Origin of the sequence: Siphonobacter curvatus (genome assembly GCF_002943425.1) — a bacterium.
Lineage (GTDB): Bacteria > Bacteroidota > Bacteroidia > Cytophagales > Spirosomataceae > Siphonobacter > Siphonobacter curvatus.
Map to the genome: position 1 here is coordinate 1,658,618 of NZ_PTRA01000001.1, position 22,875 is coordinate 1,681,492.

The following is a 22,875-nucleotide window of genomic DNA, read 5'->3' on the forward strand; positions in this document are numbered from 1 at the left end:
GCATCCGTACCTTTTTACTTTCTTGACGTAAAACTTAAAAACCAAGTCCTAACGCAAAGCCGCTTACGCTGCGGTTAAAGGGAATCGCTGGCGTTAGCTGACCCGAAGTCAGGTTTACCTTATACAGAGACGTGCTGCCACCGGAACGAAGCAGAGCCCAGGCATTGCCCGTCGTACCGCCAATGTCGAAACCGTTGGCACCCGTTGCATCTACGCCCGTGGCCCCTACGGCTACTTGCGTACCATTATTCGGAGGTACCTGCTGCGTCAATTGATCGGTATTGGTATCAATGTTGAAAAGCGTCGTAGCCGTGGTACCAGCGTAGTTGTTGGTATACGCCGAAGCGGTCACCGTAGGCGTGCCGGGATTGAGCGTACCATCAACGGTAGCAACCAGATCTGCTGGATTTACCCGCAGGTTCTGACCTGTATTGCTGATGATGCGAATGCGATCCGCTACCGGATTAAAGTCAAAGCCGAAATCCGTACCATCCAGCTTCACACTGAGTTCACCCGTACCGGCCGCTAGTGCAGCGGCTCCCGATGAAGTGTTAAGGATATACACCCGGCTAGTACTGCCCAGAGCGTACAATTGGCCCGTAGCCGGGCGGAAGTCAATACCCAGAATTTTTTCATTGGCCTGAATGCCTGTGATGGGTTTGGCTACTACAGATGCCGCATCCCCCGGATTAAAAATCAGTAATTCGTTACTTGCCGCATCTACTGCGTAAGCTACCGCTTGCGGAGGAAGGGCAATACCTAACAATTCCTGGCTCAGGTCGCCCAGTTTTTTCAGGCTGCCGTTTCCTACATCCACCTGCGTAATTTCCCATTTGCCTTCCACTTTGACAGAAGCCAGCGTAAAGGAATTATCCGGAGCGATGTCAAAACCACCCACGGCTTCTACGTCCAGTCCCAGGGGGCCTACCGGAACGAGCGTACCATTGTTGGGGGGATCTTGTTTATATAATTGATTCGTAACGGGATCAATGTCGTACAGAACGGTACTGGTTGCCCCAGCTTTGCTATTGGTATACGCCGCTGCCGTAATGGCAGCCCCGCTAATGCCGTTAATGACTCCGTCTACTGCTGCAGTAGCTCCCGTCTCGGGATGCAGTCGCAGGTTTTGACCTTTGTTCGTAACCAGACGAATCCGATCAACGGTAGGGTTAAAATCAAAAGCTACTTCGGTACCATCCAGGGCCGGTGCAAAAGGCTGCGAACCTACCTGGGTAGCGGTACCGGCGGCGGTTCCTTCGGTCAGGTTGATGGTATAGAGCTTGCTGGCGTCGGTCACTGCGTACAATTGACCCGTAGCCGGACGAAAATCGATGGCTAACACTCGCTCATTCTGCGGAACGCCGATTTTCAGGGTTCGCGTAGGAGCATTGGGTGATTGGACATTGAGTTCCAGCAACTGATTGCCGGCAGTGAGACCAAAAAATTTCTGGTTGGGCAGTGGGTCCGGTGGGGTGCGGTGGTCTGTACAAGATTGCAGGGCGACCAGAGAAGCCAGGGTAAGGATGGCTCCGACCTTACGGATGCCTTTGTACGCATGTAGCATGTTTACAGGGATTTTAGAAGCGTTAGTGATAGAAGCGGGGCGGTATAGGTTTATGGCACTAACATTTGTTAAGCCCTCGCTAACCTAACTGTAAAATTTTAATATGGTTTTAACGTGGTTTTAATTTTTTATCGTGAATACTATTTGTGAAGGATAATTATTATAGATAATTTATTGATTTTCAGAATATTAAATGTAGTTAATAAAAATTGATTTTTATCAATATTTTTTGTCGAGCTGATAACCTAAGCTAATCTTTAATGGCTAGGATTGACGTTAATCGTGCGTATTTGCAGGAGTTTTGAAGTCGCAAGAAGCTGTATCTTTGTTAAAAAAGTAGATGAGCGAGGACGTAACTATTCATAAGAAGAAGCCCCTTTTTCCAATCAGTGCGGAACTACATAGATATTTGCATACCTATCAGCGGGAAGCCCGCCTTCCCATTGGCTACAATGATCTGATGAACTTTCGGGAAACGATTCCGGTGATTGACAAACACGGAAAAGATACCCTTTGGGAATCGCCTATCTATCCGCCCTACGACATCGACCGGATTCATAATGGTTTGAAGAAAATATACGCCATGCTGAATACCTCGGGGAACATCGATATCGTCGAGCATAAGTACATCGACCGGATTGACTACTGTACCTTTGGCAACACGCATCCTTTCCGAATCCGAATCGTGAATCGGCTCAATGACGTCTATGATTACTTCTACGTCAAAAAAGCCGACGCTTCCCGGATTTATGGGTTGGAACTGGAACATACGCTTTCTCCCAACCACGTCAACTACCTCGTCGATCATACTACGCTCATTGAAGAGCACATTGCGGGTATTCCGGGTGATATTTTTCACCACAAATACATGCAGAATGCGGAGTACAACCGGATTCGTATTGCTAAAGAGTTTGTGAAGTTCAACGAACGCTGCCTGATTATGCTACTCGGTGACATGCGTTCGTACAACTTTGTCTGGCAGATAACCCCCGATTTTGATGACTTTCAATTTCGGATTCGCTGTATTGATTTCGATCAGCAGTTTTACGAGGGAAATCGCCGGGTGTACATGCCTCAGTTTTTCAAGGAAAACCTGCCGTACGTGAAACTGGCGATGGAGCACCTGACCGATAAAACCGTCTGGCAGTACCAGCAGGAGGAACGGTCGATGCTTGTACACCGCATTCGCAGTGAACGGCACCGACTGGCTCATCTGCGAGACGTAGCGAATCGAAACCCCCTTTCATCGCCCGATAACATTGTAACGTTGAAAAAAGGACTGGCGGATTATTATAAAAATAGACTGTATCTGAAGTGTAACAGCATGGTTGATATTGTGGAGTTGAATATCAAGAATGTAATTCGCCAGATTATTTAGCCGAACTTTTTGCAGGGAAAAAAGCCGCCACATACAGAAAGACGAAAGGCATGGCAGGGATCATATAGCGTAGGAGTGGAATCAAGAGTAACGTCGTTCCCCAGAAATAAAGAATTAACAACGCAGGCAGTACTGAAATTAAAGTCAGACTCTTTGTGCGATAGTAACGAATGAAACCTGCTAGAGCTAGCAATAAATAACTGAGCTGAATCCATTTAGTAAAGGATTCGTATGGATTATTCCAAAGGCCATACCAGCAACGCGTAGCTTTCAAGCCGATAAGTTGCAGGAGTACACCGCCATTTGAATGAAGAAGCTCATGCATCATAGCCTGGGTAGTAGGCTTAGCATGAGCGATCCGGTCCATTAAGACATACACTGAGGCGGGAACCGAGACACGTTGGCCATGATACATCTCGTGACCAAATAGCAAACCTTGCTGGATAACTAAAACAGATTTACCTTGAACGGGAATCCATTCATCATTGTGTAAATAAACGTATAATTCCCAAGGAAAGACAACGAGTAAAAAGCTCAAAACCCAAACTAATAAAGCATACTTTAGTTGGCCACTACTCTGGACATCCTTAGTGGATAAAAAAGTACGTTTAAAAACTAAAACTATGGCCCAGGCAATGGCTAGGTAAAGGGTAATAGGACGAATTAAACAGGAGATTCCCAGACAAAGACCACTGCCGATTAAATACGATAAGGTAGGGCGAGTCAGAAATTTACCTAACAGAAAAATCGAAGCTAGAAAAAACAGTAAAAAAGGGACTTCACTGTTAGGCTGAATGATTAAAATCAATTGAAAAGGATACGTACACCAGAGGAGAGGTACTAATTCCGCTCGTTGATCCTGAAAATAAATTCTAGCAATACTTCTGATCAAAAGTAAAGATCCAGCCCCAACCCATAGATTCATTCCAATAACAACCAGGGGCCTGGAAACATGGATAAGGTCGGCGAAGAGATGTAATGGAACTAAATACAGGGAGTAGCCCGGCGGAAAAAAAGTAAAAGCTTTTCCTTGATCTATATAACCATTCCCAGCTAAAATCACATCCGTTATTCGGGTATACGTAGCATAGTCCGGGGGTAGGGGACGTTTCCCGGAAAAAATCAATACTACGATCAACTCAAACAATAAACTTCCAACCAGCCAAATCCATTTTTTACGGGTTTCGCTGACTGGAAGTTTATGAAGAAAGGTGTGTATCAAAGTTTTAGCTTACAGATAAGTTTCCAGATAACCAGCCATTTCCTGTTGTACCTTACGAGCTTCATCAGCGGCCCGTTCGGCAAAATCAGCACCCGAAGAGGCGTAAATAATTGCCCGAGAAGAGTTGACCAGTAGTCCGCACTGCCGATTCATACCATACCGCGATACTTCTTCCAAACTACCACCCTGGGCTCCCACACCGGGAACGAGCAGAAAATGCTCGGGTGCCAGCTCACGAATGCGTTGGAGTTGGTCGGCCCGAGTAGCTCCGACTACGTACATGAGCTGATCATGGCTGCCCCAGTTTTGCGAGGTCATCAATACCTGCTCAAATAAGGCTCGGGCGTGGGGGACTTCCGCGTTTTTAACGACTTCGAGACGTTGAAAATCAGAGCTTCCGACGTTGGAAGTTAAGGCTAGTAGAATAACCCATTTCCCTGGAAAGGCCAGAAAAGGTTTCACGGAATCTTCGCCCATGTACGGAGCAACGGTTACCGAATCAAAATCCAGTCCGGAAGCCGACTTGTCAAAAAAAGCCCGAGCGTACAAACCTGATGTATTTCCAATATCGCCTCGTTTAGCATCCGCAATGGTGAAGCATTCCTTAGGAATAATTTCCAGCGTTTTTTGCAGACTTTCCCAGCCTTTCGGCCCCAGTGCTTCGTAAAAAGCCAGATTAGGCTTATAGGCTACGGCGTATGCCTGCGTTGCTTCGATGATAGCCCGATTAAACGCAAAAATGGGGTCGGGTTCATTACGAAGAGAAGGGGGTATTTTCTGGATGTCCGTATCCAGACCCACGCAGAGGTAGGAAGACTTGGCTTTGATTTGAGCAAAAAGTTCAGAACGAGTCACGGGAAAAAAAGAAAAGGATTGATACAGCGGTCCTTGCTGAGGGTCAGGAATTCAATCTAAGCACATTCTCACCGTTCCATAAACTTTCGTTAATAAAAACGTAGCTGGCTTTAGGATTTTCCTATTTTTGTCCGACAAAATTGTCTTGCTATTTTCAAACTCGCAACCCTTTTACACATTGCATGGAATTTCGTCCTGGTCACCTAACCGGATTAGTTGAACTTTTCCCCCGGATTTTTGAAGATGAACGCGGCTTCTTTTGGGAGTCGTATAATGAGCCAGTTTTCACCCAGGCGGGCCTTCCAACGGCCAGTCAGTTCGTTCAGGATAACCACTCTTGGTCTAAAAAAGGCGTCTTGCGTGGTTTACACTGTCAACACGAACCTTTTGCTCAGGGAAAGCTGGTACGGTGTACGCAGGGAAAAGTACTCGATGTTGTGGTCGATATTCGCCCCGATTCTCCGACGTTTGGCCAGCATGAAAAATTTCTGCTGACGGCAGAACGTGGAAACATGCTTTGGGTACCACCGGGGTTTGCTCACGGATTCATTGCTCTAGAAGAAGCAACGTTCATGTACAAGTGTACCAACTTGTATAATAAACCCGCCGAATCAGGTCTGTTATGGAATGACCCGGAGTTGGGTATCGACTGGGAATTCGAAACGTATGGTATCGAAACTCCCATCGTATCCGAAAAAGATCAGATCCTGCCTACCTGGAAAGACTTCCAGTCTCAGGTGGCCGTTAAATAATACGTTTGATTAACAGAAAAGCCCGGTATACGCCGGGCTTTTTCGTTGGGTTATGAATAATAAATCATGTACGCGGGGACTGGCCATTGCAGAGGTGCTGAAATCATTTCGGTCGCCCAACTTATGGGGATTCGTAATCGCTCGTCTGGACGTAACAGCTTCTTTGCAAACGGAACAGGACCAATACTGGCGAAATGCCCGAATGGTCGTATTACGCCATCCGCTGGGAGCCGATCAACTATCCGTACTGCTAGTGAAACCACCCGTTGACCCAATCCCCGGTTTGGTAGTACAGGAGGGAGGCGATAACTTTTGTACCGGAGCTCAGGTCGATGCCTACCTGCAACATACGGGAGACGATAACCCGATTCATCGCGGTCCGGCGGCTTTGGTACCCGGCTTGCTGTTACTGTCAGAGCTGGAAAAACAGTTTCTCTGCGAGCCCCTACGATTTTTTTCCGTACAGTTTAAATCGGCTTTACGCGTGAATGAGCCGTTTGTGGTGGATAGGCAGGAACTCGGGCGTATCCAGGTAAAAAAAACTGACGGCACGCTGATTTTACGCGTACAACTATGAAATCATTTTTATTGGTGGGTATTACCGAAGATACCCCTCTGCCGTCTTCACTCGTCGAAACATTGCTCGAAACGGGTCTGGATTACTTGTACTGGCGAAAAACCAACCTCATGGCGGACCCGCCACCGCATCCATCCGCTGAACGCATTTTAGTGGCTTCGGCTACCCCGATTCCGGGAGCCCATCGCTGGCACGTGAAAGAGCGGCAACAGGCGGCGTTAAAGTCGTGTGCCCCTTTTTCGACCAGTATTCATGATCTGGCTCAGTGGCCGAAGTGGGCGGGTCGGGCAACGCTGGTGTTTTTTAGTCCCGTGTTTCCCAGCATCAGTAAGCCCGGTTACGGCCCTTCACTGCCGTTGGAGCAGCTACAACAGCAAATCGCGGCGATTCGCTCGGCGGCTACTGAACCGTTGCCCCAGTTGATTGCTCTGGGTGGCGTACACGCCGGAACTATTGCACGGGTACAGCAGGCCGGTTTCGACGGGGCTGCGATCATGGGAGCACTCTGGAAAAGTTCGGATCCGGTAGCCGCTTTACGGGAATTGAAAAGTCAGGTTCGCTGAGTCCCGAACGGCCTGAATGCCACCGCGTAAGGAGTACACCCGCGTAAATCCTTTATCCTGCAAAAACTGAACGGCTTTCTTGCTGCGAACGCCCGACTGGCAGTGGACAACGATGGTACGATCCCGAGGTAGACTTTCGTAGCTGTCAGACAATTCCGAGAGCGGAATAAGCTGACCACCGAGATGATCCAGTTCATACTCCTGAGGCTCCCGAACGTCGAGCAGAAGCAACGATTCATCCGCGTTCATTCGTGCGAGCCATTTCTCAACGGAAAGCTCCGGTATGATTTCCACGGGGGCGGACAACGCGGTAATACGCCGGTTTTCCGGATTCAACGCAAACGAAAAACTGGAAAATGAAAAGTTCAGGACGTTGAACGTCAGGATTATTCCGCTTAAAGGCTCACCAATTTCCGTAATCAGTTTGATGACTTCCGTCGCCATTAGGCAACCCGTTAAGCCCGGTAAAACGCCCAGGACGCCCACAATGCTACAGGCTTCCAGTTCACTAGGCTCCGGGTACAGGCAACGGTAGGTGGGACCGCCCTGGTAATTGAAGACGCTGACCTGCCCCTCAAATTTGTAAATCGAGCCAAAAATCAGCGGTTTGTTTAGTAGCACGCAGGCATCATTGACCAAGTACCGCGTAGCGAAATTATCGGAACCATCCACGACGAAATCGTAAGAAGCCAGAATCATTTCGGCGTTTTCAGGCATCAGGAAACAGGCATGAACAGTGTAGTCGAGATGTGGATTCTGCTGGTATAAAACCTCGGCCGCCACTTCGGCCTTATTACGACCCATGTGAGCGGTTGAAAACAGAATTTGTCGCTGAAGATTACTCAGTTCGACCGTATCCCCGTCGATGATGCCCAGCGTACCCACGCCCGCCGCTGTGAGGTATTGCAGTACGGGGCAACCCAATCCACCCGCCCCGACGACGGCCACACGGGCGTTTTTCAAGCGTTCCTGTCCAGCCAGACCCACTTCTGGCAGACGAATGTGGCGGCTGTATCGTTTGAGTTCGTCTTCGTTCATACAAAAGAAGGGTCCCAGTCTTTCCAGACGGGTACGTACCCCTGATTACGGATTACCGATGAAATTTGAGCGGGCGTACGTTCGTCCGAAATCTCGAACTGCTCCAGCGATTCCGGTTCGACGGCGTAGCCACCCGGATTGGTTTTTGATCCGGCACTCATACTCGTAATGCCAAGCTGGATGAGGTGATCGCGGAAGCGGGGCGTTTCCCGCGTAGAAAGTGAAAGCTCTACGTCTTCATTGAACAGCCGATACGCACAGATCAGCTGTACTAACTCACGGTCGCTCATGCAGGACTTGAAGCGGTGTACCTCATCCGTAAGCTGAATGGGGCGTAAGCGGGGAAACGAAATGCTGTACTTGCTTTGCCAATAGGTTTTCTGGAGATACTGCAGGTGCAGAGCCGTAAAAAAGCTATCCGCCCGCCAGTCTTCGAGGCCCAGCAGGGCTCCTAAACCCATTTTATGAATATTAGCTTTGCCCAGTCGGTCGGGCGTATCGAGTCGGTAGCGGAAGTTTGATTTCTTGCCCTTGGGATGGTGCGTTTTGTACGTTTCTTCGTGGTACGTTTCCTGATAAACCAGTACCGTATGCAGGCCTTCGGTAATGAGTGTTTTGTATTCCGGAAGATCCAAAGGCTGCACTTCCATCGAAATATGAGCGAACAAGGGACGAATCAGCCGAATAGCGTGCTGGATATACTCAACGCCTACGGTCTGATTGGCTTCGCCCGTGACCAGCAACACGTGGTCGTACCCAAGCTTTTTAATGGCCTGAGCTTCGATCAATATCTCCTCATCCGTCAGTGTTTTGCGGCGGATTTTATTATCCAGACTAAAGGCACAATACGTGCAGATGTTCTGACATTCGTTGGACAAATACAGCGGGGCATACATCTGGATCGTCTTGCCAAATCGTCGCTGTGTGAGCTGACGACTTTGCTGGGCCATTGGTTCCAGATACGGCAGAGCTGCGGGAGAAATCAACGCCTTGAAATCATCCAGACTGCGTTTGGACGTTTCCAGAGCCTGTTCGACCCGTTGTGGCGTGGTCTCCTGAATGTCACCAACGACCGTATCCCATGCATAGCGGTCAAACCAATCTTTAAACATACCAGAATCTGATTTACGGTCGGGCCCACAATAGGCCAACAACCGTAGTGAATGCTACGAATGAGAATTCTTACGAAAGCTCGTCCAGAAAAGCCGTCAGCGGACTGCTGGCCTGAGCCCAGGTAATGGGCTGGGCCAATTGGGCTTCGTAGGCCATGCGTCCGGCTTCAACGGCTCGTTTAAACGCCTGGGCCATGCGTACTGGGTCGGATGAGACGGCAATGGCGGTATTTACCAGTACGGCGTCGGCCCCGAGTTCCATCGCAGCAGCGGCGTGGGAGGGAGCTCCCAAACCAGCGTCTACGACCACGGGAACGGTACTTTGTTCGATGATGATTTCCAGGAAATCCAGCGTTCGCAGACCCTTGTTGGTACCAATGGGAGCCCCCAAAGGCATGACGGCGGCTACGCCTACTTCTTCCAGACGCTTACACAAAACGGGATCGGCATGGATATAAGGCAGCACAACAAAGCCCAATTTTACGAGTTCTTCCGCCGCCTTAAGTGTTTCAATAGGATCGGGAAGGAGGTATCGCGGATCGGGGTGAATTTCAAGTTTCAGCCAGTGGGTTTCCAGAGCTTCCCGGGCCATTTGGGCGGCAAATACGGCTTCTCGGGCCGTTCGAACACCCGAGGTATTCGGCAACAGATGGGCCGTCGGCAGGTGGGAAAGTAAATCATCCTCCTGCGTATGCGTAGCGTCCACTCGCTTGAGAGCTACCGTAATCAGCTCCGTACCCGAAGCGTGCAGAGCTTCCTGCATGAGGGAAGAAGACCCAAACTTGCCCGTTCCCGTGAAGAGGCGGGACGTGAAGGTTTTATCGGCGATGGTCAGCGATGGATTCATACAAAAGAGTTAAAAACAAACGGGTTTGTTCGGCGGGATCAGCCGCGGCAGAAACGGCTGAGGAAACGGCAATGCCGTGAACGCCCACCTGCCGCAGGAGTGGGACATCGGTTCGCGTAATTCCCCCAATGGCAATAACCGGAATGGAAATTCCTTGCTGTTGCAAAGCTTCCATGATGCCTTTGTATCCAGCGAGTCCCAGAATAGGGCTGAGCTTTTCTTTCGTGGTGGTAAAGCGATAGGGACCCAGACCGATGTAATCCGCTCCACTTTGGTAGTGCTGGACAATATCCTCGAGTGTATTGGCCGTTCCGCCAATAATTACCTCCGAACCTACTAACTTACGGGCCTGGGCAAGGGGCATATCTTCTTTGCCCAGGTGTACGCCGTCAGCCCCGATTTCTCCGGCCAGATGCGGATTGTCATTGATAATGAGGCGGGCACCGGAAGCCTGGCAAACGGCCAACGTTTCCTGAGCAATGGCTTTCCAGTCTTCGTACGGTTTGTTTTTCAGGCGAAGCTGAATCCAGTCGGCCCCCGCCGAGCAGGCCACTGCGGCCTGCTCGGGTTGGGTAACGATGTAGTGAAACGAACTAATGGTCATAGCGTATGAAAACCCAGCAGATACGGCGTGCTGGCCAGATAGCGGTTCATGTACTGACGGGTGGATCTGCCCGTTTCTGAAATCGATTGCCCTTTGGCTAGTCCAGCGGCTAGAGCCGAAGACAGTACGCAGCCGCTGCCGTGTTTCTCACCCTGCGGTAGGTGAGGAGCCGGATACGCGGCCAGTACTTCGCCTTCCCAAAGGAGATAATCCGTGACAGTTTCCTCCACGGGTTCAACGTGCCCTCCTTTCAGGTAAACCAAGCAGTACTGACTAAGCACCTTCGCCGCCTCCAGGGGCGAATCGATGCCGGTTAATTGCTGAGCTTCCCAGGCGTTGGGCGTCAGGATTCTCAGGCGTCGTAGTACCGTTTCAAGTGCTACGTATGGGCTTTCTGCGTGAAACGTGAATCCGGCCGAGGCTTTCAGAATGGGGTCCCAGATAATTTGTATACCCGGATTTTGCTGCAGGAGCCAACCCGTCAGTTGATCCAGTACGGCAAACGATTCGATCAGACCAACCTTCACAATTTCAATGGGATACCGTTCGAATAAGGGCTGACACTGGTCCAGAATCGTCGGCAACGGTACCCATTCCAAAGCCCGGAAATCCGCGTCGTGCTGCATGGTCAGGGCGGTACAGACGGACAGTCCGTACACCTGATTCAACTCAAAAACCTTTACATCAGCGAGGATTCCGGCTCCGGCACTGGGATCAAGTCCGGCAATGCTGAGGACGTACGGACGTTCGGTCTGAATCATAAATAGATTTCTCCACCCTGTTCGACAAATTCCTTCGCTTTGTGCTTCATTGCTTCGTCGAAGACTTGCTCGTGCTGTAACTGATTCTCTTCGGCGTACGCCCGTACTTCCTGCGTGATTTTCATCGAGCAGAAATGAGGGCCGCACATGGAGCAGAAGTGAGCGAGTTTGGCTCCTTCGGCGGGTAAGGTTTCGTCGTGGAATTCACGGGCCGTATCCGGGTCGAGCGAGAGATTAAACTGGTCAGCCCAGCGGAACTCAAATCGGGCTTTACTCAGGGCATTATCGCGATACTGAGCTCCCGGATGGCCTTTCGCTAGGTCGGCGGCGTGAGCGGCAATCTTATAGGTAATTACGCCGTCTTTTACGTCTTTCTTGTTGGGCAAGCCCAGGTGTTCTTTTGGTGTTACGTAACACAGCATGGCTGTACCGAACCAGCCAATCATGGCGGCTCCGATACCGGACGTAATGTGGTCATAGCCCGGAGCAATGTCCGTCGTGAGCGGGCCCAGGGTGTAGAAGGGAGCTTCCTGGCAGTGTTCCAGCTGCTTGTCCATGTTCTCCTTGATGAGGTGCATGGGTACGTGGCCGGGACCTTCGATCATAACCTGCACGTCGTGTTTCCAGGCAATTTTCGTGAGTTCACCCAGGGTTTCGAGTTCGGCAAACTGGGCGGCATCGTTGGCATCGGCAATGGAGCCGGGACGCAGGCCATCACCGAGGGAGAAGCACACGTCGTACGCCTTCATGATTTCGCAGATTTCCTCAAAATGCGTATACAGGAAGTTTTCTTTATGATGAGCTAAACACCACTTTGCGAGGATACTACCGCCCCGTGAAACGATACCCGTGACACGCCGGGCCGTCAGCGGAATGTACCGTAACAAAACACCGGCGTGGATGGTAAAATAGTCCACGCCTTGTTCGGCCTGTTCGATGAGCGTATCCCGGAAAATCTCCCAGGTCAGGTCTTCCGCCTTGCCGTTTACCTTTTCCAGAGCCTGATAAATGGGTACAGTCCCCACGGGTACGGGACAGTTGCGGATGATCCATTCGCGGGTTTCGTGAATGTTCTTACCCGTCGATAAATCCATTAGGGTGTCGCCACCCCAGCGGCAGCTCCATACGGCTTTTTCGACTTCTTCTTCAATGCTGGAAGTCACCACGGAGTTACCAATGTTGGTATTGATTTTCACCAGAAAATTGCGGCCAATGATCATGGGTTCGCTTTCTGGGTGGTTGATATTGGAAGGAATGACGGCCCGTCCAGCGGCTACTTCCTGACGAACGAACTCCGGTGTAATGAGCTTTTTAGGCGTGTTGGCTCCGAAACTCTGACCCGGATGCTGGTGACTCAGCGATGCAGACTGTTCCTCAATTCGCTGATTTTCCCGAATAGCAATGTATTCCATTTCGGGGGTGATGATGCCTTTGCGGGCGTAGTGTAGCTGGCTAACGTTTTGGCCTGCTCTAGCCCGTAACGGCAAGCGAATGTGGTCAAACCGGAGTGAATCCAGACTACGGTTGGCCATGCGTTCACGGCAGTATTCGGAAGAGAAATCAGACAGTTGTTCAACATCGCCGCGTTCCTGAATCCAGTTTTCGCGTAAGCGGGGCAATCCTTTTTTCAGGTCAATCGACACCTCAGGGTCGGTGTACGGGCCGCTGGTATCGTAGACGGTGACGGGAGCATTGGGTTGACGGACTTCCTTGTCTCCGATATAGCTGATGGTATACGAAAGGGTAATCTCCCGCATGGCTACGCGAATGTCGTGCAGGATTCCGGGGACGTAAATCTTCCGGGAGCCAGTAAGGGGTTCCCGCGTGATGGTCTGAGGCGTTGGCAGTTTTTCGTTTTTCATGTTAACCTCCCTGAGTGGCTTGAAGAATGGTGATTTTCTCGTTTTCGGATACGATGAATTGGTCCCAGGTAAGACGGGGAACAATGGCGTTGTTGACGGCAACGGCGATGCCTTTTTTCTCGGCAAGCTCCAGTTGCGTCAGCAGCGAACGTAAAGACACGGCGTCTTTCGTCTGAACGGCTTGGTTGTTGACAAATACGGTCATGGGACGTTTCATGTCGCATGAAAGCACAAGCCAGTAGGGGGAGACGTAACGAGTGAAGAAGTACGAAAACAGCCGTAGTGACGGACGTTTTCCCGGAAAGAAATGATTCCTTACTTTTCCCTACGCAGGTCCTAACCTGGTCAGGTTCAAAGGGTATGTCTCAGCCCGAAACAACGGGCACCCCTAAAGTTTGGCTTTTCAGCAAGGCAAAGGTAAAAAGACTTGGGCGTTTACCTAGGAAAATCAGTTTTAAGTTTTCGGTTTGCCGTTTTCAGCGACCGCCGCTGCGGTTTCCGGTGAAGTAAATCCGATAAAGTTATCGGGACGCGTTGTCCGTAGCATTTGCTACGGACGCAAAAATTGGTAGGCTAAGCCTACCGGGCTGGCTGATTCACGTATGAAATACGGAGCTAATCACATTGAAACTCTCCGGGGTTGGCAAGTCTGGATTGAAGTGGCTCTTTCGGATTTGGGTCTGGAAAGGATTTGTAATCCCATGCCTTACAAATGCACAGAAGGCGGATTCCGGGTTACAAATCTGCAACAGCGAATGTAGCGAAGTAGGAGGGTGCCAGAGGCAAACCGGTAAAAAACAAAAAGCCCTGATCAGATTATCCTGATCAGGGCTTTTTAGGAGGGATCGAAGCTTATTCGCCTACGATTACGAATTTCACTTTGTGCTTCACTTCTTTGTGGAGGTCAAGCGTAGCGGTGTATTCGCCGAGTGATTTTACTTCAGAATCCAGCGTGATTTTCTTACGATCTACGTCAAATCCTTTCGTTTTCAGCGTGTCAGAGATTTGCGTGTTCGTTACACGACCGAAGATGCGTCCGCTCTCACCTACTTTAGCAGGGATTTCCAGCGTCAGATCGCCGATTGCTGCGGCTAAATCTTCAGCATCTTTCTTCAGCTTTTCAGCTTTGTGAGCGGCTTGCTTGATGTTTTCAGCCAGTACTTTTTTGTTGGTTTCGCTGGCCATTACCGCGAAGCCTTGGGGAATCAGGTAGTTACGTCCGTAGCCAGGTTTAACCGTTACCAGATCGTTTTTATAACCCAATCCCGCGATATCGGTTTTGAGAATAACTTCCATTTCTTTCGTAAATGAGTTTAAATAAGTTTTCTGTTTACAGTTTTGAGTTGTTCGTTAAAATCAGGAACGACAACCAAAAACGGAAACCTACTTCAGTGAATCGCCAACGTAAGGTAACAAGGCAATGTGACGAGCACGTTTCACAGCCTGAGCCACTTTGCGTTGATTTTTGAGCGAAGTACCCGTCAGACGGCGGGGAAGGATCTTACCTTGCTCGTTCAATAACTTGAGAAGGAAGTTAGGATCTTTGTAATCGATGTATTTGATGCCGGCTTTCTTGAAGCGGTCATATTTTTTGCGGTTCTGGTTTTTATCCAGAGGTTCGTTCTGCAATGACATAGTCGTGGAATAGTTTGGTTGTTGGTTATCAGTTGTTAGTTGTTCAATCAAACAACCAGCAACGAATAACTACTAACGTTTAATTATTCAGCGGGAGCTTCTTGTTTCTTGCCCACCAGACCTTTACGCTTGCGTTCGTTGTACGCAATGGCATGCTTGTCCAGAGCAATCGTCAGAAAACGCATTACCCGCTCATCACGACGGTATTCCGTTTCAAGCGTAGCGATTACGTCCGGGTTCGCTGTGAATTCTACCAGGTGATAGAAGCCCGTTCCTTTTCCCTGAATCGGGTAGGCCAGTTTTTTCAGACCCCAAGATTCTTCGTGGATCAGTTCAGAACCGTTATCGGTCAGAATTTTTTTGAATTTGTCGACAGCATCCTTCGTCTGGACGTCAGACAAAACGGGAGTGAGGATGAATACTGTCTCGTACTGTTTTTGTGACATGTGTTAGTACGGAAAATGTGATAAAAAGGATAATACTCGAAAAATGAGCCGCAAAAGTACGTAAATTCTGTGATCTGCAAAAACATTCCCTGGAAAAAAGCAGCACTGGACAAAAAAAGGCGTCCTGACCTCTACGGTCAGGACGCCTTTGAGCAGTAAAATGCGGGTTACCTAAAATAAACCAGAACGGACCTCGAAGATTCCATCGCCAATTTTCACACCCTCGGCGTACAGCTCAATTGTATGCTTTCCTTTCTTAAAGGGAATGTTACGTTTATAGATCACGTCTACCTGTTGGTTATTTCCCTGGTAAGTAATATCCTTTTTAACAGTATAGATCATTTCCTTACTCTGGTACATAAACGTTCCCGAACCGGTGGCCATATCGGAGATAACTGCTCCGGTAGGATCAAGGACGCGAACGAAAATTTCCTTGCCATTACGTTCAGTCAGGGTATTATCGCCCAGCCCGAAAGCAATTCGAATTTGATCAATTTTGTCGGCTTTGATTTTTTCCCGCTCTTTACCTTTCGAATTAATGGCATATACCATGACATTCTGAGCTTTCAGAGCCGCCGCTACGCTGATCCGATCGTTTAATTCTTTGTTGTTGACTTTAAGAGCATTAACGGAATCATCGTACGCCTGTCTGGCCGAATTTAGCTCCGTTTTTAGTCCCTCATTGCTAGTGGCTAGCTCCTGATTTTGAGTCGTTAACGAGCCGTTTTCTTCTTTCAAACGAACAATATCCCGGTCTTTCTGCTTCAGTAAATCTTTATACTGTTCTAGTTTGGCTTCAAACTTTTTGACTTCATCGGCCGTTGCGTTTACCAGTCGCTGCTTGTCAATTTCCAACTGCGTTTTTAACTGCATCAATTCGTCGATATTGCCGCCAAGCATACGTATTTCGGCAATTTTGGCGTCGAGCTGGGTTGCAATGGAATCGAGTTTAGTATTCGCCTTTAAAATCTCTCGTTTCTGAACTACTGATCGAGAAGATAATGTTTCACGTTCATTACGTTCTTTAAAGTACAAAAAGCCTAATACTGCGACCAGTCCGGCCATCACGACGAGAGCTGCAATGAAGTAACCTTTCTTGTCAGAATCTTTTTTCGGTGTTGATCGGGTGTAATCGTATGGTTCCATATAGAGTAATAATGATGGAGGTACGGGCAGACAAAACTACGCCTAAGCGTGGAGAAGTCAACCACTTACCGGAGAATTAGGCGGACAATCACTCGTAAAAGTAGTACATAGCCTAGATAAGCACTACTTTTGTATAAACGTTTTAAGAATGAACATCGTTGAAAATCTGAATAAAATTACCAAAAACATGGCTGGCTACCCGGCCCGTTTGATTGCCGTTACTAAGACTCACCCCGTAGAAGTACTTCAGGAAACGTATGATGCCGGATGCAAAACCTTCGGCGAAAATAAAGTACAGGACATGGTAGCGAAGTGGGAAGTGTTACCGAAAGACATTGAGTGGCACATGATTGGTCATTTGCAAACCAACAAGGTAAAACCCATTGCTCCGTTTGTATCGTTGATCCATTCCGTAGACAGTTTTAAACTACTGCTTGAAATCAATAAGCAGGCAGCCAAGGCGAAGCGGGTGATTGATTGTCTGCTCCAAATTCACATTGCTCAGGAAGAGACCAAATTTGGTTTCAGCCAGCAGGAAGCCGAAGCAGCCCTCCACTCCGAAGCCCTGGCCGGATTAAAAAATATTCGCATCGTGGGTTTAATGGGTATGGCTTCTAATACCGATGATCTAATTCAGGTTCGACTGGAATTTCGGGGATTGAAGCAATTTTTCGAACGCATGAAAGCTACCGTTCCCGTATCTGAGCGTTGTGAACTCAAAGAATTGTCGATGGGCATGAGCAGCGATTACGAGACGGCTTTGCAGGAAGGTAGTACTCTTGTTCGCGTAGGCAGTGCTATTTTTGGAGCTCGCGAATACGCCTAAGATCCAGGGATTCGGCGTTTAAACCGGACGCCGAATCCCTGAAAATTTAAACCGGCATGCACTTTCGCACCGAATTTTCCATTCCTCCTTCTTCCTGGAAACTAGGTTTACAATCCCGGGTCGTTTCGATGGGTTCCTGCTTTGCTGAAGTACTCGGAAAGCGGTTACAAGCTCATAAAATCGAAGGGATGTACCAACCCTTCGGCACCTTATTTAGTCCGCTTGCTCTGTACCGAATTTTGCAGTATGCTCTGGCCAAGGAGCCTGTGGATGATCGTTTATTTCTGGAACGAGACGGCCGCTGGCTGCATTACGATACGCATTCATCCATAACCGCTGCGAGTCAGCAGGAATTGGGAGTACGGATGCAACGGGAGCTGGATCAACTGGCCGAAGCACTCCGTCGGGCTAATTTACTAGTGCTGACCTTGGGTTCAGCCTGGGCGTATCGATTGCTGGAACCGCCCAGGTATGTAGCGAATTGCCATAAGCAACCTGCCCGCATCTTTGATCGCGATTTATTGAGTGTCAAGACCATTTGCAAAGAGTTTGGCACCGTGTATGCCTTACTAAAGGCGGTAAATCCTGGTTTACGTGTACTTCTAACCGTCAGTCCGGTACGTCATGCCAAGGATGGGATGATGGATAATTCAGTGAGTAAGTCCATTCTCCGGGCGGCCTGTCATTACCTGGTAAGCGATTACGCCGATGTCATGTATTTCCCGGCGTACGAATTACTGTTGGATGATTTACGGGACTACCGATTTTATGCGAGTGATCTAGTTCACCCCAGTGAAATGGCCGAAGTGTATATCTTTGAAAAATTTCAGCAGACGTACTTCGATGCCTCACTCCAACAGTTTACAAAAGACTGGGAGAAGATTACCAAAGCCCTGAATCATCGGCCTTTTCAGGAAAATTCAGCCGTTCATCTTCAGTTTCTTACTAAGCTGCTGACGGATCTTGAACGGATGCCCGTAAATGTAAGTCCGGAACGGGCGGAAGTAAGCGAACGAATACAACGCATTACGCAGGCTCTGGGCCACTGAACCAATCGATTACAAAGAGATTGCGATAAGCTAGGCCGATAAGAAACTTACTAGTTACCTTTGTGGTTAGCAAGGAACGGTCGGTAACGCGGAATTAGCCCGTTCACTCCCGTTTGATTATCACTATGGGCGAATTACGAATTAACAAAGAAGATATTATACGGGCCTTAAGTACCGTAGAAGAACCGGACTTGAAGAAAGACCTGGTTACGTTGAACATGATTAAAGACGTGGAACTGGGCGTCGGTGAGGTCCGGTTTACGGTTGTGTTAACGACGCCAGCCTGTCCCCTGAAAGAACTCATTCGTCAACGTTGTGAGGATGCCATCCATACCTTGGTGGACCCGGAATTACGCATCGTGGTGAACATGACGGCGGATGTAACGACTACGGCTTTTGGTAACAAAACCATTTTAGCATCGGTTAAAAACGTCATCGCCATTGCTTCGGGTAAAGGCGGTGTGGGTAAATCAACGGTTACAGCGAATCTGGCCATTGCCCTGAAAAATGCAGGTGCTCAGGTCGGGATTCTGGATGCGGACATCTACGGACCTTCCATTCCGGTCATGTTCGGTGCGGAAGATCTGCAACCGACTGTAACGGTAATAGATGGAAAGAATATGATTAATCCCATTTTGCAGTACGGGATTAAGATGATTTCCATGGGCTTTTTAGTACCGGCGGACAGCCCGATGGTATGGCGTGGCCCAATGGCGAGTCAGGCACTTAAACAGTTGATGGGGGATGTGAACTGGGGTGAACTGGATTACTTGCTAATTGACTTACCTCCCGGAACGGGCGACGTACATCTAACGCTGGTACAATCGGCTCCGGTTACAGGGGCGGTAATCGTAACCACGCCGCAGAAGGTAGCCCTGGCCGATGCCAAAAAAGGATTGCAAATGTTTATGCAACCGCAAATTAATGTACCGGTATTGGGAATCGTCGAGAATATGGCCTATTTTACGCCCGCCGAGCTACCCGAAAATCGGTACTATCTGTTTGGTAAAGGAGGTGGCAAATGGCTGGCAGAACATTACGAATTGCCTTTCCTGGGAGAAATTCCATTAGTACAGGGCATTCGCGAAGCCGGAGATGAAGGACGCCCCGCCGCTACCTACACCGATTCACTGACGGCTTTGGCCTTCCAGAAAACTGCCGAAGCACTGGCTCAGCAGGTTGCCATCCGGAATGCCACGCTTGAAAAAACCAAACGGGTTGAAATGACCGTTTAAGAGCAAAAGAGCAGGAGTATTTATACAATTATTCGAACATACTGTTCCTGTCGGGATTTATTCATACAGGCAGATTAAAAGCATTAGTATACACGAATGGAAACGAATCTCGCACATCCCTTAATGGGAAAAGTCGAACAGGCTTTGAATAGCATTCGTCCCTACCTTGAAGCGGATGGAGGCAATGTTCGTATCATTGAAATTACGGACGATAACGTAGTACGGTTAGAATTGATGGGAGCCTGTGGTTCCTGCACGATGTCAGCCATGACCTTCCGTGGAGGCATCGAAGACGCCATCCGTCGGCAGGTTCCTGAAGTAAGTAGCATTGTAGCGATTAACTTATAATCGCTTAGTATAAGATTGCTGAAGGAATGACTTCGACTGAAGTCTCCAACGCAGATTCGGCAGGTCCGGTATACGTTCCGTGTACCGGACTTATCATTTCCGGGAAGGCCGAAACGGCCAGTACCAAATGAGAGTCGGCGGCCAGACAATTCTGGGTAGGATCGAAGCCTCGCCAACCCGCTCCGGGTAAGTACACTTCCGCCCAGGCGTGCAAGTACTGCGTTTCATCGGCGTTGCCGAAATAGTAACCACTCACAAAGCGAGCTGCTAGGCCCAAACACTGGCAGCAAATTACGTACAAGGTAGCGTAGTCCCGGCAGGAGCCCCGTCGGTTTTGTAAGGTGTAATCCGGCGTTTGCGGGAAGCCTTCTTCCCGAATTTCGTACGAAAATTCTTCGTGAATGCACTCATTCAGCCGAATGAGAAACTGCAACGTATCCCAGCGGGATTCGGTAGCAATGAGCCTCGTAAATTGTTCAACGGCCGGCGTAACGCCTCCCTTTTCTAAGTACAAGGTCAATAGTCGACGTTCTTCTTCCCCGTACTTGATGGGCAGTTTTTGATGTTCAAACGGATAGAGAATGAAATCAAAAGGATTGGATAGGGTAGACTCAATTTCACTTTCAGCCAGAATTTGCAACTGCGTAGTTGGCGTACTGAAAAACAAGAGATGTTGCGTGTTTCCTTCGCTGTCAGTAATGCCAATCATTTTATCCGGCTCTGGACTAACCTGTAATTTAAAGCCTTTTATCTGCTGATAAGAAGTAGACCGAGCCTGGAGATACAGGCGATGCGGACTCAGTGTAACAGCATTCGAGTAGTTATAGGTAAGCTGATGACGGACGCGATATTGCATTGATTTCAAATGGTTTTAAGGCAGAGCCAATGGAGAAAAAACCAATCTTACGCGGGGGAGAGCGACGAACAAAAATGGGGTATTTGGCCCATGTTGTTTATGCAATGTATGGAAAAAGGGTAAAATTTCCAAAATTTATACCGTATCATGAAGGGAGAAAATCTAAACAGGTACACGTTTTCAAGGCTTTACTCGCAACCCCAATAAGCAAGAAAGCCCGCTACCAGTAGCGGGCTTTCTTGCTTATTGATCATTCAGTATTTGTTGTTCGTGGGGCTCAAAAACGGGCTTCATCCAGTCGCTAGGAAGTCGTTGTACCGACGAAACCAGCAGGGCTCCCCACTGGTGAGCAATCTGCTCGACGTCTTCTTTTTCAAAGCGATGTTCCGTAATATGAAAACTATCGCGTTCGTACACGGCAATGTCAATCGGAAAGTCAACGTCGTTGGCACTTACTCGGGTAGAGTCAAAGGAAAGAAAGCCAATTTTCAGGGCATCCTTCAGGGGTGTATCGTAGCGTAAACCCCGACGCAGAATGGGGGTACCGTAACCCGTATTCCCAATAATGAAAAAAGGCGTACTCGGACCCACCTCAATCCAGTTTCCTTCCGGATACAGCATGTACAGCTTGTGTTCGTCGTCATCTTGTAACTGTCCGCCCACAATTGCGTACAGGTTGAAGGAAAGGCCAGCTTCGGCCAGAGCATTTTTATCCTCCTGAGCAACCCGCCGTACCTGCTCACCAAAGGCATTTACGGCCTTGTATAGTTTGTTAAAGTTAGCATCGCGTTCGGCAATCACTTCCCGGAAATAGGTAATGGCTTTGTCCCGTACCGACCGTAACCCGGAAGTCATGATAAACAGGGAATGATGCTCTACTTGATGAATGGAAATTTTCTTGTTCGTCGTCACTTCCGAACCCGAAGTAAGGCGGGTGTCTGCCAGAGCGATTAAGCCGGTCTTTGTTTTGATGCCAAGGCAATACGTCATGTGTAATAGAATTGGATTGCGGAAGGATGAATCGAATAGCTTCCCCTACAAATGTAAAAAAATAGCTATATGCTAGTGACTGGCAGCGACGATCCTTTCCTAATTATTTAAAAGATGCGGGATTGCTCAAGGTCATTATTACCTTTAAACGACGGGTTTCAGATCGAAATACGTCTCAAAAATGGCCGCTCCTGCGGCATTGTTTTTGGACTGAAAATTGTCCAGAAATTCGTGTAAGCCCGTACTGAAAATGTCTTCAATCGTCATGAACTCAATTTCACTGCGAAGTTTACTCAGCACGCGTTCGGCCTTGTTGGTGTAACTATTACCGATAAAACCGCCGGAAATTTCGTACAGCGAGAGTTCAGCTCGCTTCAAAGAATGCATGACCGAACGGGGGAAATTCTTTTCCAGAATCAGAAACTCAACGATATGGGCGGGAGACATATTCCGGAACCGCTGGCGATACATATTGTAAGCCGATACGGATTTCAGTACCGATGACCACAGCAGTAGATCCAGGGGCGAACCAACGGCACCGACGTCGGGTAGGAGGGTGAAATACTTTACGTCCAGGAAACGCGTGGTTTTATCCGCTCGTTCCAGCATCCGGCCCAATCGAGCGAAGTGCCAGCCTTCATTCCGGCTAATGGTGGATTCAATGATACCGTAGAAAGTCTGACAGCCGAGTTTAATTTCTTCGTAAAAATCCTGGAAATGCCGCATCTCCCAGTGCTTGGATTGGGTGGCCGCTTCTTTTACTTTCCAGTACAAGGCATTGAGTTGTTCCCACATTTCCCGCGAGATAGTTTCCCGAATGGTACGGGCATTTTCGCGGGCGTACTGCAAGGTACTGAGGATAGAGTTGGGGTTACGGGAGTCAAAAGTCATGAAGAAGATAATATTCTCTCGACTTGGTTCCTGAAAGTGCTCGTAGAAGAGTTTATTATCGGCCGTCGCAATGATCAGAGGTTCCCATTGTTCTTCCACATCCGGTGGCAAATCCAGCATCAAATTAAAGTTCACATCCACAAACCGCGAATAATTTTCGGCTCGCTCTACATAACGATTCATCCAGTAGATTGAATTTGCAACGCGACTCAGCATACTTAATACAGCTTAAATGGGAATATTATTTGCTAAAAATAAAAAATGATGCTTCAATATGGAGTAAAGTATTTAATACACAAAATTTCGTTTGGAATAACT

General features: G+C 48.6%; 26 protein-coding genes and 1 riboswitch. Of the genes, 9 read left to right on the top strand and 17 right to left on the bottom strand.

Going from position 1 to position 22,875, the window contains the following annotated elements; all coding sequences use genetic code 11:
• Positions 1-34: 34 nt before the first annotated feature.
• A complete protein-coding gene (locus C5O19_RS06745) occupies positions 35-1,564 on the bottom strand; it encodes a DUF4394 domain-containing protein (protein WP_104710762.1) in 1,530 nt (509 codons plus the stop codon).
• Positions 1,565-1,973: 409 nt separating this feature from the next.
• Between C5O19_RS06745 and C5O19_RS06750 the strand changes: the two genes are divergently transcribed.
• On the top strand, positions 1,974-2,942 hold the full coding sequence (locus tag C5O19_RS06750) for a hypothetical protein (protein ID WP_317046480.1): 969 nt from the start codon (positions 1,974-1,976) through the stop codon (positions 2,940-2,942).
• Here the strand turns inward: C5O19_RS06750 and C5O19_RS06755 are convergent.
• Together C5O19_RS06755 and pyrF are read right to left on the bottom strand one after the other, a co-directional pair.
• Positions 2,935-4,164 carry a glycosyltransferase family 39 protein gene (locus tag C5O19_RS06755; protein ID WP_104710765.1) on the bottom strand — a complete coding sequence of 410 codons (1,230 nt, stop codon included), beginning with the start codon at positions 4,162-4,164 and terminating at the stop codon, positions 2,935-2,937. The genes C5O19_RS06750 and C5O19_RS06755 overlap by 8 nt on opposite strands.
• Before the next feature lie 9 nt (positions 4,165-4,173).
• Positions 4,174-5,019, bottom strand: coding sequence for an orotidine-5'-phosphate decarboxylase (pyrF, locus tag C5O19_RS06760; RefSeq protein ID WP_104710768.1), 846 nt, complete (start codon positions 5,017-5,019; stop codon positions 4,174-4,176).
• 182 nt (positions 5,020-5,201) lie between these two features.
• Between pyrF and rfbC the strand changes: the two genes are divergently transcribed.
• From rfbC to C5O19_RS06775, 3 genes are read left to right on the top strand one after another with little or no spacing between them, the layout of a single operon-like run.
• Complete coding sequence (gene rfbC / locus C5O19_RS06765) at positions 5,202-5,771, top strand: dTDP-4-dehydrorhamnose 3,5-epimerase (RefSeq protein WP_104710770.1); 570 nt, start codon at positions 5,202-5,204, stop codon at positions 5,769-5,771.
• 52 nt (positions 5,772-5,823) lie between these two features.
• Complete coding sequence (locus tag C5O19_RS06770) at positions 5,824-6,348, top strand: hypothetical protein (RefSeq protein ID WP_104710772.1); 525 nt, start codon at positions 5,824-5,826, stop codon at positions 6,346-6,348.
• Positions 6,345-6,911 (top strand): thiamine phosphate synthase, encoded by a 567-nt coding sequence (locus C5O19_RS06775; protein ID WP_104710774.1) that lies wholly within the window; start codon positions 6,345-6,347, stop codon positions 6,909-6,911. The genes C5O19_RS06770 and C5O19_RS06775 overlap by 4 nt, the downstream gene beginning before the upstream one ends.
• On the opposite strand, the gene moeB is transcribed toward C5O19_RS06775, so the two are convergent.
• The 7 genes from moeB to thiS form a co-directional block, all read right to left on the bottom strand.
• Positions 6,882-7,949, bottom strand: a complete 1,068-nt coding sequence (moeB, locus tag C5O19_RS06780; protein WP_104710776.1) for a molybdopterin-synthase adenylyltransferase MoeB — start codon at positions 7,947-7,949, stop codon at positions 6,882-6,884. The two genes, C5O19_RS06775 and moeB, sit on opposite strands and share 30 nt — an antisense overlap.
• A complete protein-coding gene (gene thiH, locus C5O19_RS06785) occupies positions 7,946-9,061 on the bottom strand; it encodes a 2-iminoacetate synthase ThiH (RefSeq protein ID WP_104710778.1) in 1,116 nt (371 codons plus the stop codon). The genes moeB and thiH overlap by 4 nt, the downstream gene beginning before the upstream one ends.
• Before the next feature lie 70 nt (positions 9,062-9,131).
• Positions 9,132-9,908, bottom strand: a complete 777-nt coding sequence (locus C5O19_RS06790; protein WP_104710780.1) for a thiazole synthase — start codon at positions 9,906-9,908, stop codon at positions 9,132-9,134.
• Positions 9,880-10,512, bottom strand: a complete 633-nt coding sequence (locus tag C5O19_RS06795; RefSeq protein ID WP_104710781.1) for a thiamine phosphate synthase — start codon at positions 10,510-10,512, stop codon at positions 9,880-9,882. Before C5O19_RS06795 ends, C5O19_RS06790 begins: the two co-directional genes overlap by 29 nt.
• Complete coding sequence (locus C5O19_RS06800) at positions 10,509-11,273, bottom strand: hydroxymethylpyrimidine/phosphomethylpyrimidine kinase (RefSeq protein ID WP_104710783.1); 765 nt, start codon at positions 11,271-11,273, stop codon at positions 10,509-10,511. The genes C5O19_RS06795 and C5O19_RS06800 overlap by 4 nt, the downstream gene beginning before the upstream one ends.
• Positions 11,270-13,135 (bottom strand): phosphomethylpyrimidine synthase ThiC, encoded by a 1,866-nt coding sequence (gene thiC / locus C5O19_RS06805; protein ID WP_104710785.1) that lies wholly within the window; start codon positions 13,133-13,135, stop codon positions 11,270-11,272. The genes C5O19_RS06800 and thiC overlap by 4 nt, the downstream gene beginning before the upstream one ends.
• Position 13,136: 1 nt before the next feature.
• The gene (gene thiS / locus C5O19_RS06810) at positions 13,137-13,352 is read right to left on the bottom strand and encodes a sulfur carrier protein ThiS (protein WP_243406338.1); all 216 of its coding nucleotides are present in this window, start codon (positions 13,350-13,352) and stop codon (positions 13,137-13,139) included.
• A gap of 88 nt (positions 13,353-13,440) precedes the next feature.
• A riboswitch (TPP riboswitch) is annotated at positions 13,441-13,535 on the bottom strand.
• Positions 13,536-13,737: 202 nt separating this feature from the next.
• Here thiS and C5O19_RS25945 point away from each other — a divergent pair.
• A complete protein-coding gene (locus tag C5O19_RS25945; RefSeq protein WP_165795949.1) occupies positions 13,738-13,896 on the top strand; it encodes a hypothetical protein in 159 nt (52 codons plus the stop codon).
• Between the two features lie 91 nt (positions 13,897-13,987).
• Here the strand turns inward: C5O19_RS25945 and rplI are convergent, their stop codons facing one another.
• The 4 genes from rplI to C5O19_RS06830 all read right to left on the bottom strand — a co-directional run bounded on the left by rplI (position 13,988) and on the right by C5O19_RS06830 (position 16,362).
• Positions 13,988-14,431, bottom strand: coding sequence for a 50S ribosomal protein L9 (gene rplI / locus C5O19_RS06815; RefSeq protein ID WP_094810765.1), 444 nt, complete (start codon positions 14,429-14,431; stop codon positions 13,988-13,990).
• A gap of 87 nt (positions 14,432-14,518) precedes the next feature.
• Positions 14,519-14,770 carry a 30S ribosomal protein S18 gene (gene rpsR, locus C5O19_RS06820; protein WP_094810763.1) on the bottom strand — a complete coding sequence of 84 codons (252 nt, stop codon included), beginning with the start codon at positions 14,768-14,770 and terminating at the stop codon, positions 14,519-14,521.
• An 83-nt stretch (positions 14,771-14,853) separates the two neighbouring features.
• Complete coding sequence (gene rpsF, locus C5O19_RS06825) at positions 14,854-15,216, bottom strand: 30S ribosomal protein S6 (RefSeq protein WP_094810761.1); 363 nt, start codon at positions 15,214-15,216, stop codon at positions 14,854-14,856.
• A 171-nt stretch (positions 15,217-15,387) separates the two neighbouring features.
• Positions 15,388-16,362, bottom strand: a complete 975-nt coding sequence (locus C5O19_RS06830) for a hypothetical protein (protein ID WP_094810759.1) — start codon at positions 16,360-16,362, stop codon at positions 15,388-15,390.
• 148 nt (positions 16,363-16,510) lie between these two features.
• Between C5O19_RS06830 and C5O19_RS06835 the strand changes: the two genes are divergently transcribed.
• From C5O19_RS06835 to C5O19_RS06850, 4 genes are all read left to right on the top strand, one after another.
• Positions 16,511-17,188 carry a YggS family pyridoxal phosphate-dependent enzyme gene (locus tag C5O19_RS06835; protein ID WP_104710787.1) on the top strand — a complete coding sequence of 226 codons (678 nt, stop codon included), beginning with the start codon at positions 16,511-16,513 and terminating at the stop codon, positions 17,186-17,188.
• 56 nt (positions 17,189-17,244) lie between these two features.
• The gene (locus tag C5O19_RS06840; RefSeq protein WP_104710789.1) at positions 17,245-18,237 is read left to right on the top strand and encodes a GSCFA domain-containing protein; all 993 of its coding nucleotides are present in this window, start codon (positions 17,245-17,247) and stop codon (positions 18,235-18,237) included.
• Positions 18,238-18,362: 125 nt separating this feature from the next.
• On the top strand, positions 18,363-19,472 hold the full coding sequence (locus tag C5O19_RS06845) for an Mrp/NBP35 family ATP-binding protein (RefSeq protein WP_104710791.1): 1,110 nt from the start codon (positions 18,363-18,365) through the stop codon (positions 19,470-19,472).
• A gap of 96 nt (positions 19,473-19,568) precedes the next feature.
• Positions 19,569-19,820: a NifU family protein gene (locus C5O19_RS06850; protein ID WP_104710793.1), complete on the top strand. Its 252-nt coding sequence runs from the start codon at positions 19,569-19,571 to the stop codon at positions 19,818-19,820.
• A 4-nt stretch (positions 19,821-19,824) separates the two neighbouring features.
• Here the strand turns inward: C5O19_RS06850 and C5O19_RS06855 are convergent, their stop codons facing one another.
• The 3 genes from C5O19_RS06855 to C5O19_RS06870 form a co-directional block, all read right to left on the bottom strand.
• Complete coding sequence (locus tag C5O19_RS06855; RefSeq protein ID WP_104710795.1) at positions 19,825-20,676, bottom strand: transglutaminase family protein; 852 nt, start codon at positions 20,674-20,676, stop codon at positions 19,825-19,827.
• A 243-nt stretch (positions 20,677-20,919) separates the two neighbouring features.
• Positions 20,920-21,666, bottom strand: coding sequence for a peptidase (locus C5O19_RS06865; protein ID WP_104710799.1), 747 nt, complete (start codon positions 21,664-21,666; stop codon positions 20,920-20,922).
• Positions 21,667-21,810: 144 nt separating this feature from the next.
• Entirely contained in the window at positions 21,811-22,773 is a 963-nt protein-coding gene (locus C5O19_RS06870; RefSeq protein WP_104710801.1) for an alpha-E domain-containing protein, read from the bottom strand.
• Between the last annotated feature and the right edge of the window lie 102 nt (positions 22,774-22,875).

What these genes read in the sequence shown, in the direction of transcription:
- C5O19_RS06745 (WP_104710762.1), bottom strand. Translation starts at nt 1,564, where the DNA reads ATGCTACATGCGTACAAAGGCATCCGTAAGGTCGGAGCCATCCTTACC.
- rfbC (WP_104710770.1), top strand. Translation starts at nt 5,202, where the DNA reads ATGGAATTTCGTCCTGGTCACCTAACCGGATTAGTTGAACTTTTCCCC.
- C5O19_RS06770 (WP_104710772.1), top strand. Translation starts at nt 5,824, where the DNA reads ATGAATAATAAATCATGTACGCGGGGACTGGCCATTGCAGAGGTGCTG.
- C5O19_RS06775 (WP_104710774.1), top strand. Translation starts at nt 6,345, where the DNA reads ATGAAATCATTTTTATTGGTGGGTATTACCGAAGATACCCCTCTGCCG.
- moeB (WP_104710776.1), bottom strand. Translation starts at nt 7,949, where the DNA reads ATGAACGAAGACGAACTCAAACGATACAGCCGCCACATTCGTCTGCCA.
- thiH (WP_104710778.1), bottom strand. Translation starts at nt 9,061, where the DNA reads ATGTTTAAAGATTGGTTTGACCGCTATGCATGGGATACGGTCGTTGGT.
- C5O19_RS06790 (WP_104710780.1), bottom strand. Translation starts at nt 9,908, where the DNA reads ATGAATCCATCGCTGACCATCGCCGATAAAACCTTCACGTCCCGCCTC.
- C5O19_RS06795 (WP_104710781.1), bottom strand. Translation starts at nt 10,512, where the DNA reads ATGACCATTAGTTCGTTTCACTACATCGTTACCCAACCCGAGCAGGCC.
- C5O19_RS06800 (WP_104710783.1), bottom strand. Translation starts at nt 11,273, where the DNA reads ATGATTCAGACCGAACGTCCGTACGTCCTCAGCATTGCCGGACTTGAT.
- thiC (WP_104710785.1), bottom strand. Translation starts at nt 13,135, where the DNA reads ATGAAAAACGAAAAACTGCCAACGCCTCAGACCATCACGCGGGAACCC.
- thiS (WP_243406338.1), bottom strand. Translation starts at nt 13,352, where the DNA reads ATGAAACGTCCCATGACCGTATTTGTCAACAACCAAGCCGTTCAGACG.
- C5O19_RS25945 (WP_165795949.1), top strand. Translation starts at nt 13,738, where the DNA reads ATGAAATACGGAGCTAATCACATTGAAACTCTCCGGGGTTGGCAAGTC.
- rplI (WP_094810765.1), bottom strand. Translation starts at nt 14,431, where the DNA reads ATGGAAGTTATTCTCAAAACCGATATCGCGGGATTGGGTTATAAAAAC.
- rpsR (WP_094810763.1), bottom strand. Translation starts at nt 14,770, where the DNA reads ATGTCATTGCAGAACGAACCTCTGGATAAAAACCAGAACCGCAAAAAA.
- rpsF (WP_094810761.1), bottom strand. Translation starts at nt 15,216, where the DNA reads ATGTCACAAAAACAGTACGAGACAGTATTCATCCTCACTCCCGTTTTG.
- C5O19_RS06830 (WP_094810759.1), bottom strand. Translation starts at nt 16,362, where the DNA reads ATGGAACCATACGATTACACCCGATCAACACCGAAAAAAGATTCTGAC.
- C5O19_RS06835 (WP_104710787.1), top strand. Translation starts at nt 16,511, where the DNA reads ATGAACATCGTTGAAAATCTGAATAAAATTACCAAAAACATGGCTGGC.
- C5O19_RS06840 (WP_104710789.1), top strand. Translation starts at nt 17,245, where the DNA reads ATGCACTTTCGCACCGAATTTTCCATTCCTCCTTCTTCCTGGAAACTA.
- C5O19_RS06845 (WP_104710791.1), top strand. Translation starts at nt 18,363, where the DNA reads ATGGGCGAATTACGAATTAACAAAGAAGATATTATACGGGCCTTAAGT.
- C5O19_RS06850 (WP_104710793.1), top strand. Translation starts at nt 19,569, where the DNA reads ATGGAAACGAATCTCGCACATCCCTTAATGGGAAAAGTCGAACAGGCT.
- C5O19_RS06855 (WP_104710795.1), bottom strand. Translation starts at nt 20,676, where the DNA reads ATGCAATATCGCGTCCGTCATCAGCTTACCTATAACTACTCGAATGCT.
- C5O19_RS06865 (WP_104710799.1), bottom strand. Translation starts at nt 21,666, where the DNA reads ATGACGTATTGCCTTGGCATCAAAACAAAGACCGGCTTAATCGCTCTG.
- C5O19_RS06870 (WP_104710801.1), bottom strand. Translation starts at nt 22,773, where the DNA reads ATGCTGAGTCGCGTTGCAAATTCAATCTACTGGATGAATCGTTATGTA.